At 44.4% G+C, this 12,239-nt stretch carries 12 protein-coding genes and 1 tRNA gene; 12 read left to right on the forward strand and 1 reads right to left on the reverse strand.

Features of this window, described 5'->3' with window-relative positions; translation table 11 throughout:
* Positions 1–119: 119 nt before the first annotated feature.
* Positions 120–1,250 carry an aldo/keto reductase gene (locus ACR6HW_RS13035; RefSeq protein WP_455728162.1) on the forward strand — a complete coding sequence of 377 codons (1,131 nt, stop codon included), beginning with the start codon at positions 120–122 and terminating at the stop codon, positions 1,248–1,250.
* Positions 1,251–1,359: 109 nt separating this feature from the next.
* On the forward strand, positions 1,360–2,004 hold the full coding sequence (locus ACR6HW_RS13040) for a hypothetical protein (RefSeq protein WP_455728163.1): 645 nt from the start codon (positions 1,360–1,362) through the stop codon (positions 2,002–2,004).
* 168 nt (positions 2,005–2,172) lie between these two features.
* On the opposite strand, the gene ACR6HW_RS13045 is transcribed toward ACR6HW_RS13040, so the two are convergent.
* A tRNA-Val gene (locus ACR6HW_RS13045) sits at positions 2,173–2,248 on the reverse strand.
* 529 nt (positions 2,249–2,777) lie between these two features.
* On the opposite strand from ACR6HW_RS13045, the gene pyrE reads away from it, so the two are divergent.
* The 10 genes from pyrE to ACR6HW_RS13095 all read left to right on the forward strand — a co-directional run bounded on the left by pyrE (position 2,778) and on the right by ACR6HW_RS13095 (position 12,053).
* A complete protein-coding gene (gene pyrE, locus ACR6HW_RS13050; RefSeq protein WP_455728164.1) occupies positions 2,778–3,410 on the forward strand; it encodes an orotate phosphoribosyltransferase in 633 nt (210 codons plus the stop codon).
* Positions 3,411–3,432: 22 nt separating this feature from the next.
* Positions 3,433–4,074 carry a tRNA (guanosine(46)-N7)-methyltransferase TrmB gene (trmB, locus tag ACR6HW_RS13055; RefSeq protein WP_455728165.1) on the forward strand — a complete coding sequence of 214 codons (642 nt, stop codon included), beginning with the start codon at positions 3,433–3,435 and terminating at the stop codon, positions 4,072–4,074.
* 17 nt (positions 4,075–4,091) lie between these two features.
* Positions 4,092–5,645, forward strand: a complete 1,554-nt coding sequence (gene cls, locus ACR6HW_RS13060; protein WP_455728166.1) for a cardiolipin synthase — start codon at positions 4,092–4,094, stop codon at positions 5,643–5,645.
* A gap of 8 nt (positions 5,646–5,653) precedes the next feature.
* On the forward strand, positions 5,654–6,109 hold the full coding sequence (gene lspA / locus ACR6HW_RS13065; protein ID WP_455728167.1) for a signal peptidase II: 456 nt from the start codon (positions 5,654–5,656) through the stop codon (positions 6,107–6,109).
* A gap of 25 nt (positions 6,110–6,134) precedes the next feature.
* Positions 6,135–6,908 carry an enoyl-CoA hydratase-related protein gene (locus ACR6HW_RS13070; RefSeq protein ID WP_455728168.1) on the forward strand — a complete coding sequence of 258 codons (774 nt, stop codon included), beginning with the start codon at positions 6,135–6,137 and terminating at the stop codon, positions 6,906–6,908.
* A gap of 9 nt (positions 6,909–6,917) precedes the next feature.
* Complete coding sequence (locus ACR6HW_RS13075) at positions 6,918–7,763, forward strand: 3-hydroxybutyryl-CoA dehydrogenase (RefSeq protein WP_455728169.1); 846 nt, start codon at positions 6,918–6,920, stop codon at positions 7,761–7,763.
* A 102-nt stretch (positions 7,764–7,865) separates the two neighbouring features.
* The gene (locus ACR6HW_RS13080; RefSeq protein ID WP_455728170.1) at positions 7,866–8,915 is read left to right on the forward strand and encodes an LCP family protein; all 1,050 of its coding nucleotides are present in this window, start codon (positions 7,866–7,868) and stop codon (positions 8,913–8,915) included.
* Positions 8,916–9,268: 353 nt separating this feature from the next.
* Entirely contained in the window at positions 9,269–10,435 is a 1,167-nt protein-coding gene (locus tag ACR6HW_RS13085; RefSeq protein ID WP_455728171.1) for a hypothetical protein, read from the forward strand.
* A gap of 37 nt (positions 10,436–10,472) precedes the next feature.
* Positions 10,473–11,150 (forward strand): hypothetical protein, encoded by a 678-nt coding sequence (locus ACR6HW_RS13090; RefSeq protein ID WP_455728172.1) that lies wholly within the window; start codon positions 10,473–10,475, stop codon positions 11,148–11,150.
* Positions 11,151–11,381: 231 nt separating this feature from the next.
* Positions 11,382–12,053 (forward strand): hypothetical protein, encoded by a 672-nt coding sequence (locus tag ACR6HW_RS13095; RefSeq protein ID WP_455728173.1) that lies wholly within the window; start codon positions 11,382–11,384, stop codon positions 12,051–12,053.
* Positions 12,054–12,239: the final 186 nt, after the last annotated feature.

The following is a 12,239-nucleotide window of genomic DNA, read 5'->3' on the forward strand; positions in this document are numbered from 1 at the left end:
CTCGTTCTTTTTTACGTGGTGCGCAGCGTCTAAATGTCTGAAAAATGAATATAATTTGACATTTGGGCGTCTGCCACGTACAATTAAATTAGTTCGGGTATAGAAATAAAGGAGGCACTATGAAAACACGTTTAATTGGGAAGACCGGTATTGAAGCATCTGTTCTGGGATTCGGCTGCATGCGCTTGCCGATTGTAGACGGCGACAGTAGCAAGATTGATGCCCCGGAAGCCATTGCACTTATTCGACATGCAATTGATTCCGGTGTCACATACATCGACACGGCGTATCCTTACCATGGCGGGACGAGTGAAGCGCTAGTGGGCAAAGCCTTGAAAGACGGTTACAGAGAGCGGGTGACTTTGGTGACGAAGTCGCCGAGTTGGCTTCACAAAGCGCCGGAAGATTTTGAGAAGTATCTCGATGAACAACTGGCGAACTTAGAGACGGACTGTATTGATATTTACCTGCTTCACGCCCTTAACCGGAAGTACTGGGAGACATATAAGTCTATGGACGTCTTTAAGCATATTGAAAAAGCTAAGGCAGATGGGAAGATTAAACACATCGGTTTTTCGTTCCACGATGACTACCCGCTTTTTGAAGAAATTGTCGACAGCTACAATTGGGACGTCTGCATGATTCAGCTCAATTACATGGATACTGAGGAGCAGGCGGGACTGAAAGGGCTCGCATACGCTGAAGAAAAGGGGATACCAGTTATCGTTATGGAACCACTTAAAGGCGGCATGCTCGCCACACCTTCGGAAGATATCGCAGAGATGTGGCAAGATGCCCAGATGACAATGTCACCTGTGGAATGGGCCCTTTCTTATGTGGCGAATTTCGAAAATGTCAAAGTGATTTTAAGCGGTATGTCCAATAGAGAACAGCTTGAAGAAAATCTCGCCATTGGCAATCGGTTGGCGGTGGGGCGTTTGGATAGCGACGCGCTGGCCGTTGTAGCTCAGGTCAAGGCAGCTTATGATTCAAAAGTTCAGGTGAAGTGCACCCAGTGCGAATACTGTATGCCGTGCCCACACGGCGTGGAGATACCAAGGGCATTTACGTACTTCAACCGTGCGCATATCTTCAATGCCCACGATGCTATTCGCAAGCAGTACCACACGGCGTTTAAGCCGGAGTCCATGGCGGGGCAGTGTGTGGCTTGTGGTGCCTGTGAGCCGAAATGTCCGCAGAAGATAGAAATCATCGAGAATCTCAAGAGGGTGGCGGCCGCTTTTGAATAGTATTCCACAAAAAATTGACCTCTTGTAAAATTTGTTGAAGTTTTAACGCAAACAGTCTATAATGAGGGGGGACTTATTTTAACTTAAAACAAAGAATAGAGGTGACATTTTGAAGAAAGGCGATTTTATTTGGGGGGCAATACTCATTGCGTTTATCGGCTTTGTCGCTTATCCGACGACGCATGAAATCTTTGCTAGCACAACGGCAGCACATCCGTATCTCGGCGGTTTTTTCAAATTTGCGTTGCTTGCCACAATGGGTGAAATGCTCGTTTTGCGTTTGACAAAGGGCAAGTGGGAAACGGCACCGGGATTTGTATGGCGCGTCGTCATTTGGGGCTTTTTAGGGATGGTCATTACATTGATTTTCCAAATCTTTGCCGGCGGTGTTCACGCTGCATTTGACAAAGGGTACTTAATCGGCGGCGAGTACAAAGTCTTCGTGGCGTTTATGATCAGCTTCACCATGAACTTAACTTTTGCGCCGACGATGATGGCTTTTCACCGATATACCGATACGTATTTAGACCTTAAGTACGGCGAAGGGGTAGCCAAGCCTACAGTACATCAAATTGTAGGTCGCATCGACTGGAACGGCTTTGTTAGTTTTGTACTGTTTAAGACGGTACCATTCTTCTGGGTACCTGCACATACCATCACGTTTTTATTGCCTGAGAATTACCGCGTTTTAGCGGCGGCTATGTTGTCGATGGCATTGGGCCTTTTGCTAACAGTGGCAAAGAGAAAGAAATAAAACATTTAACAACCGCGAAGATGCACAGTCATTGCGGTTGTTTTTTATTGAGACAATAGAAAGTGAGCGGGGGCGGTTGTGATGCGTCTATAAAACTTATGAGAGCAGCCTAGAAAAGTACGTATAAAAAAAGCAACTTCGGAAATATTCCGAAGCTGCTTTCGCTTTTGGTGGTTGATGCGGGACTCGAACCCACGACCCCTACCATGTCAAGGTAGTGCTCTACCAACTGAGCTAATCGACCGTCAGTAATAATATTGTACCACAAATTTCAGATTTGTGAAGGGGGAATTTTGAGAAAATGGAGGTAAGTTTTGGAGCTCTTTAAATTCTAAAAAAAGGCATTTTGATTGAAGGGAGAGTTGCCGACTGTCATGTCTATTGAGTAGATGCTAAGCTGAATGAGGGACGACGAAAACAGAAGCGGTAACAGAGACGGGATAGCGGCTGATGTTCAATGCAATTACCGGTAAAAAGGTTGAGTGCCTCTTTTTTAAACAGATAAATACATCTCTTAAAAAAGAATAACGCACTGCTACACAGGTTACTTAGAAGGTTAAAGGCTACGGCCGCGCACTCAAATAATGCGGTAGCATACAAAAGAAAAGCACCGATGCAGAGGACGCTTCACCGGCTGTAAAAAGTGCTTGGCGCACACGTCGCGAGGTCGGGTGTAAAAAACCATAGCCTTTACGCCGGTATTTTGATAAAATAGTAGCATGTGAACAGCCGTTAACGGTTGCCATATAAAAAAACTTAAAAGGAGCTTACACATGGTATCAAGAGAGATTGCAGAATCATTATTAGAGATTAAAGCTGTAACGGTTGTCGATGAAAACCACTTGTTTACATGGGTATCTGGGATAAAATCGCCAGTTTATTGTGACAACCGTATGACCATCAGTTATCCGGCGGTAAGAAAGCGCATAGCAAAGGGGTTTGCCGACGCTATTCAAACGCGCTTTCCGTCAGTGGAGATTATAGCGGGAACAGCTACAGCGGGAATACCACATGCCGCTTGGGTCGCCGATTTATTAGATCTTCCGATGGTCTACGTGCGCAGCACGCCTAAAGGGCATGGCAAGGGCAAACAGACGGAAGGACATTTACCTGCAGGTGCAAAAGTCGTCCTAATAGAGGATCTCTTTTCAACTGGTGGCAGCTCGGTAAAGGCGTGTGAAGCCCTTATATCAGAAGGGGCAGACGTCATTGGTTGTCTGGGGATTTTTAGCTACAACTTCAAACAGGTTGCAGAGCGTTTTGAAGAAAAGCACATTCCGTTTGGCACATTGACCGATTACGAAACGCTGTTGCCGATAGCCGTTGAAAAAGGGTATATCGATGCGTCATCCTATGAAACGCTCTTAAAATGGCGAGAGAATCCAAGGATGTTTACAGAAGACTAAATAGAAAATTGAGGTGTTACATTTGAGAGTTAGAAGAAAGCCGGGGTCTTATGAGGCGCTACAGGCCATAGACGCGTATTTTATCGAGACGCCGGAAAGCTATAAAGGCAGATGGTCGGAAGCATTTGGAAACGACCGACCAATCCACGCGGAGTTTGGCGGCGGAAAGGGGCGCTTTATAGTCGGGATGGCGAAGTTGCATCCTGAAATCAATTATATTATGGTAGACGTCGTCCCCGAAATCGCTTTAAAGGCGGCGCAACTGATGGAGGCGGAAGGACTGTCCAATGTCAAACTCATTTTGATGGACCTTGCAAATCTCGAAGAGGTCTTTGAAGCAGAGGCGCTGGATCGCATCTACTTGAATTTTTCAGACCCGTGGCCTAAGAGGCGTCACCATAGAAGACGTTTGACGTACAGACGCTTTCTTGAGCGCTATGCGCGGGTTCTAAAATCCGACGGGTGGGTACACTTTAAGACGGACAACCGACGCTTATTTGAGTTCTCGTTAAACGAACTCGCAGAATGCGATTGGGTGATGCGTTCCATATCACTGGACTTGCATCACAATTTAACAATTGAAAATGTCATGACAGAATATGAAGAGAAGTTTGTGAACCTAGGTCAGCCGATTTATAGGCTGGAAGCGACGTTCAGGACTTAGTAGACAAGAGGTGTATTATGGAAAAGACAGTCAAAAAAATAGTTTTTGGCGGTGCAGTGGTGGCGATTCTCGCTCTCGTTTCATGCTTTGCTTTCGGCGCTTTTGACGCGTTCTTTTCCTCAACGCCCCTGTTGAGAACGGTGTATACCGTTTTGCGCGTGTTGATACGCGTCAATGTACTTTGGATTGGTCTGGTCATTTTTTTAGAAAACAAAAACCCTTCGCGGACGATTGCGTGGCTCATGGTGCTCGTATTGTTGCCGCTTTTCGGATTTTTGTTTTACATGCTTTTTGGCAGAAGTTATCGCAAGAAGTCACGTGCGGAAAACAAGATACTCATCGACTCCGACCGCATGACCAAGGCGGCAGAAGTCCAAATGAGTCTATTGAACTATATGATTTTGCCCAACAGTGAAGATCCGGCCAATAGGCGACTCATGCAGTTGCTTTTAAAAAATGCCAAAGCGCCATTTTCACTTTCGAATGAGGTCGAAGTGCTCTCTGACGGCAAGACAAAGTTCAAGCGTCTCATGGCGTATATGTTAAAAGCCAAACATCATATTCACATGGAGTACTTTATCATCAAAGACGATGCCATAGGGAACGAAATTGCAGAAGTTCTCATTAAAAAGGCAAAAGAAGGCGTTAAAGTACGGGTGGTTTACGACGACGTGGGATCGTGGGCGCTCGGTAGGCGTTACACGGGACGGCTTCAAGCGGCAGGCGTGGAAATAAAGCCGTTTTTTGAAGTGGCGCTCCCGGTTTTTTCGAGGGAACTCAATTACAGAAATCATAGAAAAATCGCCATTATCGATGGTGAGGTAGCTTTTTTAGGGGGATTGAACATCGGCGACGAGTACATCGGCGGCGGGCGAAAGTTCACCTATTGGCGCGACACCCACCTCGTTTTAAAGGGGGAGGCGGTGTATGCTCTCCAGACGATTTTCTTAAACGACTGGAACTTCGTCTCAGGCGAGCAAATCGAAGAAGAAGTTTACTTCCCTAAAATTGAAGTGTCTCATCAATCGCTGCTTCAAATTGCCGCGTCGGGACCAGATTCAGAATGGAAGAGCATTTTACAAGCGTTCTACAAGATGATTGCAGGCGCCAAAGACCGGCTGTGGATTACCTCGCCTTATCTGGTGCCGGAAGAAAGTTTGCTCATGGGGCTAAAGACGGCGGCGCTAAGCGGCGTGGACGTCCGCATCATCATACCGGCAAACCCCGATCACTTTTTTGTCTACTGGGCCTCTCAGTCCAATATTGAAGGCCTGCTTGAAGCGGGGGTTAAGATTTACAGCTATCAGAAAGGGTTTATCCACTCTAAAATCGTTATCGTCGACGACCTTTGTGCATCAGTGGGGACGGCCAATTTCGATATACGGTCTATGGAAATCAACTTTGAAGTGAACGCATTTTTATACGATACTGAAGTGATTAGGCGTCTTGAAGACGACTTTTACAAAGACTTGGAGTCTTGCGAAACATTGGTACTTGAAACTTTTAAAAAGCGAAAATGGCATCGCAAGTTTTTAGAGGCTTTGGGCCGACTTGTGTCGCCTTTACAATAGGAGAATCTATGATCAGTTATTTCTTGGCGGTAGTGGCGCTAATCGGCGCCGATCAACTCACCAAACTATGGGCTGTAAAAACCCTTGTCGGCAAAGGACCGGTTAAATGGCTCGATCCGATTTTAGGGTTTAGATACACGCAGAACACCGGCGCAGCATTTAGCATTTTACGCGACAAGCAGCTGCTTTTAATCGGACTGACGTTCCTCATTATGCTGGGGATGACCGGGCTGATGGTCAAGGCGATTAAAACGGGTCAACACTGGGTCGTCAAATGGGCGTATGTGTTGATTATCTCAGGCGCAGTGGGCAACTTTATCGATCGCGTGCGCCTCGATTACGTCGTCGACTTTTTGGAATTTCGATTTGTTTCGTTTCCAATATTCAATTTGGCAGATGTCTTTGTCGTGTCTGGCGTGTGTTTACTCGTCATTGCGACGGTGTTTTTAAAGTACGACTTTTAACAGGAAACAGGTAAAGGTTTAGGAGGTGTTGATGTCACATATTTTATTTGAAAAGATGGACGGTGTCGGCGTAGTGACGTTTAATCGGACGTCCGCTCTAAACGCATTGAACACTGAGGTTTTAGGCGCGCTGGAAAGGCTTGTTGAAGAAGTGAAAAAGGATGACAGCCTGCGCGTATTGGTCTTTACCGGTGCCGGAAAAGCGTTTGTTGCCGGCGCGGATATTAAAGAGATGTCCACAATGTCGGCTGAAGAAGCGCGACAGTTTGCGGGAAGGGGTCAGCGCGTCTTCTCGGAAATCGAAAAGATGGATAAAGTCACCATTGCAGCAGTGAACGGTTTCGCCCTTGGCGGGGGTTGCGAAATGGCACTGGCATGCGATATCAGACTGGCGGGAACCAAAGCGAAGTTCGGACAACCGGAAGTTAAACTCGGCATTACCCCGGGATTTGCAGGCTCTCAACGTCTGCCAAAGCTCATCGGCGTCTCGCACGCGAAGTACATGATCTTGACCGGTGATATGATCGGTGCTGACAAGGCCCTTGAACTGGGCTTAGTTAGCGGTGTGTACGAAGATGTTTTAGAAGAGGCTATTTCGTTAGGAAGCCGTATTGCCCGCAATGCGCCACTGGCGCTCAGCTACAGCAAGAAGGCAATCGACGAAGGGCTCACCGTGCCTCTTGAACAGGGCAATCGCATTGAAGCGGCTTATTTCGGCCTTTCCTTTGCAACTGAGGATCAAAAACGAGGCATGAAGGCTTTTATTGAAAAGGAAGAAGTTGAGTTTAAAGGAAGATAGGAGGCGTATATGTTAGTTGGTGTATTAGGAGCCGGTACCATGGGAGCCGGTATTGTCCAAACGCTCGCGCAGAGCGGTCACGAAGTCGTATTGAGAGACATTGATCAAGGCGTTTTAGACAAGGGCTTTGCAGGTATAGAGAAGGTGTTTTCAAAACTTGTAGCAAAGGAGAAAATTGCTGAAAGCGATAAGATTTCTTTTTTGCAAAAGATTCAACTGACGGTTGCTGTGGAAGATTTGAAGGACTGCGACCTCATTATAGAAGCGGCTACTGAAAATATGGCAGTAAAGAAAAAGATTTTTGAAGAGCTCGACCGCGTCGTCTCTGAAAAGACTATCCTTGCCACCAATACGTCGTCGCTGTCGATTACGGAAATTGCTGCGGCAACCCAGCGCCCCGATCGCGTCATCGGCATGCACTTTTTCAATCCGGTGCCGTTGATGAAACTCATTGAAGTTATCAAGGGCATTGCCACTTCCGAAGAGACGTTAACTAAGGTGACTGCGCTTTCAGAGAGTCTTGGCAAAACACCTGTAAAAGTGGAAGAAGCTCCGGGATTTGTGGTCAACAGAATCTTAATTCCGATGATTAACGAAGCGGTGGGCATTCTCGCAGACGGTGTTGCGTCGGCAGAAGACATCGACCAAGCGATGATGCTCGGTGCCAACCACCCGATCGGTCCTTTGGCACTGGCGGATTTAATCGGCAACGATGTGAACCTCGCCATTATGGAAGTGCTTTATGAGGAGTTTGGCGATACCAAGTACAGACCGCATCCACTTCTGAGAAAGATGGTGCGCGCTGGATTGCTTGGACGTAAAACCGGCAAGGGTTTTTACGACTACGCCAAGTAAACTGTAACGTAAATTTAAAAATGTATTTTCAGAAGGTTGTGATAAAATATAATGCGTACTATGATTCTAATAAGGCGAAAAGAGGCGTGAAAGGACTTTTAAATGAAAGCATATTTAAAACTTTTTCTAGTGGCATTTTTCTCGTTCCTCGTTCTTTTCACCGGTGTTTATTTTGCAATTGAGGCTATTTACGATAAAGGCGACGGCAAGACGACAGATCCGGTAGAAGTGGGCGTTGACGGAAAAGATAAAGACGATAAAGACAAAGAGCCGGTTGCGGAAGTGGATTTAAGCACGCTGGAAAGCGCCATAGAAACCAGTGGACGCATTAATGTTATCGCGTTTGGTTTAAACGGCATGTTGGCGGATACGATGATGTTTCTCAGCTTCGACCCTGAAAAGCCGAGTATCGATATTCTCTCCATTCCTCGGGATACGTACCACCACGTTCAAGGGTACAATAGAGCCGATCAAAAGAAGATGAACGCTGTTTACGGCTTTGGGAGTGACAATGGCGGTCCCAATGGCATGAAACGGTACTTATCCGAGTTTCTCGGCGTGCCTATTGACTATTACGTGCGTGTAGACATGCAGGCGGTGGAAAGTGTGGTTGATACATTGGGCGGCTACGAGGTAGAAGTCCCTTACAATATGAATTACAACGACTACGCTGGGAACTTCCATATCAATTTACAAAAAGGTTACCAGACGTTAAACGGCAACCAGACGCTACAGTTTTTAAGGTTTAGAAAAAATGACTCAGGTACAATTCAAGAAGGCGATGTGATTCGTATTCCGAGACAGCAGGCTTTTGTCAAGGCGATGATTAGCAAAACGGTTGGAGAAAATCTCTCGGCAGTTCTCAACACAGTTATTTCTAATAAATACGTTAAAACGGATTTGACTTTTGAAGAGGCGTTGACCTATGGGTTAAAAGCGGCGACGCTAAATCCTGACGACATTCACCTTTACACAATTGAGGGTGAAGCGAAGTATATGAACGAGGCATCTTACTGGATTCACAACCCTGAGAAACTGGTTGAGACGATGGAGGCCATCTACCGCGTTGAAAAGCCGGAACCTGAACCCGAGACGGTTGAGGGGGAAGGCGACGCGACGGAAGAGGCGCCTGAAACAGATGAAACGGAATAAAGTATAACACATTCGTGTGTAAGAAAGCCCTACGCATCATCTTTTGTAAGATGTGTGGGGCTTTTTGATTGCAGTTTTGCTGAGTTGCATCACGCTAAACGCTCCCCAAACGATAATCAAAATGTTTTATATCTTACAAATAATAAATTAAATAAAATTAATAAATAGAATTATGGTGGAATAAACGGATATATATGGTACAATTAAAGTGATTTGGTCGTGCGTGGGGTTCAAATCAATAATTGTTATATTAATTTGAAAGGAGGGGTTAATAGTTAAACATCTATAAATTTCAAGTGACAAAATCGTAGTTTTGAATTTTATTCGCTAGTACAACTATATTAGGAGGAATTATGAGTAAAGTTAAAAAATTATCAATTTTTGTAGCACTGGTTATGGTTTTTACTAGTATGTCGCATGCAATGTCGGTACCGCTTGAACAAGTAGGTTCAATGACTGTTGAAGTTGATTCATTTGATGTTTCTAATGGCAAAGTAGACTGCAAAATTAATGTAAATGTAGGCGCTTACAATGAGTCGATGGAAATTCATGGTGAGTTCTATAATTCTGTGGTCACACCTAACCGTAAAATTGTTTCTATTCAAGCGAGTGAAAACAGAATAGTGCCTACGGCGATGTCTTTTGATGATCAAAATTTAAAATTGTATTTGTACGATAAGAAAACAGGTAACCTTGAAGGGATTGAAGTGCCCTTAGATAACTCTAGACGTCGTATGACCCATCAGACTTTATCTGCTAATAGTCCTAGGGCAGTTGAAGCAGAAGAACTATACAGGATGGAGTACGGTTGGATGCGTTATGCTACCCCGGATATTAAAGTTGAGCCTGTTGATGATAAGCATAATATGCTTAAAGAACGACTATCGTCTTCAGGAGACTGGATGCAAACTTATACGCTTCAAGCTACATATAGAGATCCTCTCTCTACAAAACCGGTAGAACTTACAATTGTCTACGAGTTAGGAATAACTACATTTAGAAATGGAGAAGTAGGGTATATGTCGAGCTCTTTAGAGATTGTAGATGAGTATCAAGTGGACAACGGTAGAACGACGACTTTCAAAATGTTAAGCATGAAAGATATCACTTGTGATATGGGAATGAAGGAACGCTCTTTCAATTCTGGCTATATTTATAGCGCTTCGGCACCTTTTGAAGGGGAGTATTTAGTGGATGCAGACATCAGTATATCATTTGGTGTATCAGCCTACGGTGCTTCGCTCAATTATACCCCCCCATTTATAAGACGTGCAGGGAGAAGTGATATTCCTATGAGGTATGGGGAAAAATCTCAAATAAAGCGTATTAAGGCAAATACTCCGGCCCAACTAAGAAATAATGGAGTAGATTTGGTAAACTTTAAATTAGAATATCGGTTAGAAAACAAGAACACTTACACGGTATATGGTAGTAGTGTTGTATCCTACAATGCGTATTTGTTTGAAAGTACACGGCTTGGTAGCTCACCAGTGCACGAGCGAACTTGGCGTATTAATTAATGAGATGTAGGCTTTTGTTTTTAGGAGAAGGGAGACGATGATGCACAGCGAAAATAGCCGATTGGAGAAACTATTTTTATGGAAGTACCGGTGGCTTGCACTCTTGCTTATCGTCGCTATGCTTATTTGGTACATTCACGGCATCGTCGAGGCACGCAATCGCGCTGAACAACATATTGAAGAGCTATTTTTTCAAAAAATGGATGAAGTACATTTTAATCGCGTGAATTTTGCAATATCAGAAATCGAAAGCTATTTGTCAGAGGGTGGATCGGAATTTGTAAAAAGAAAAAAGCTGGAATGGGTGGCTAATGACCTCGAAGAAATTGTTATCGGTAATTATATGGATGATTTTGGTTGGTATTATCGCTATATCGATGAAAAATCAGATTTTAATCCAGCTGCGTATGAAGAGCTTTTTACCACTTATGCAAATTTGGCTAGAATGTGGTCTGAGGCTGAAACACTTCCCGAGAGGGCTACGGTTGAACTTTACTTGGAAGAGGTTGCACGCTTGGGCGATTTTTTTAAAGTATCGGACACCGGCGAGCTCGACCCAGAAAGTGATTCTCAAGTGGCAGGACGCTCAACATATAGAGATTTTGGCATTGCTTTGGGCGCACTTGTTGAACAGATAGAACTTCCCTATATAAAAGAGAATCTTAGCTATGTACTATATCGCTATGGTCGATTGGAGTCGCCTAACATCGACTGAAGTCTAAGCCTTGCTGCGACCAGCAAAGTCCTAAAAACCTTTTAGAAAATTAAGCAAAGAGCCCCACGCATCCTCTTTTGTGAGAGGCGTGGGGCTCTTTGAGTAGGCATAGACTATTGTTTGTTTGACTTTCAATACAGTGGGATTATTTATATCGAATGGCATACACGCTACAGTTAACGTACTGTGTTGCTTAACAAACAGCGTTTAGTACTAGATAGAGGAGGATGCATGGAAAATCAAATTAGCCGATGGGAGAAGTTTTATTTGAATAAACGCCGGTGGCTTTTGCTCTTGCTTATCGTCGCCGTGCTCGTTTGGTACATTTATGGGATTGTCCAGGAGCGTAACCGCGCTGAACGATATGTTGAAGAGCAATTTCTGAAGAAGATGAATGAAGTACATTTTCGTCATACCGAGTTTGCAATAATGGGGCTCGAAGGCTATTTATCAGAGGGCGGATCGGAGTTTGAAAAAAGAAGGGATTTGGAGTGGGTGGCAAAATGTCTCGAGGGGGTAGCTCTCGGCAATTATATGGATGATTTTGGTCGGTATTATCATTATGTCGATGAAAAATCAGATTTTTATCCAGATGTGTACGAAGAACTTTTTACCACTTATGCAAGTTTGGTTAGAATGTGGTCCGAGTCTGAAGAGCTTCCCGAGAGGGCTTCAGTGGAACTCTTCCGTGAAGAGATTACACGTTTACGCAATTTTTTTAAAGTATCGGATACCGGCGAAATCGACCCGGAAGGTGATTCTCAAGTAGCGGGACGTACGACTTATAGACATTTTCGAGTTGCTATAAGTACGTTAGTTGAACAGATTGAATTTACTTATATCAAGGAGAATCTTAGTGTTGGGCTTTACTATTATGCAATGTTAGAACCACCGTATGAGTAATGACATTGCGCCTTGCTTTGACGAGTGAAGCCCTAAAAACCTTGTAGAAAATTAAGCAAAAAGCCCCACGCATCTTACTAAAGATGATGCGTGGGGCTCTTTAAGTAGGCATAGACTATTATTTGTTTTGAGTAAGAAGGAATATTTATATTAAACGACAAATTCGATTTAATTAATGTGTTGCTT

Source organism: Fusibacter sp. JL298sf-3 (assembly GCF_053842995.1).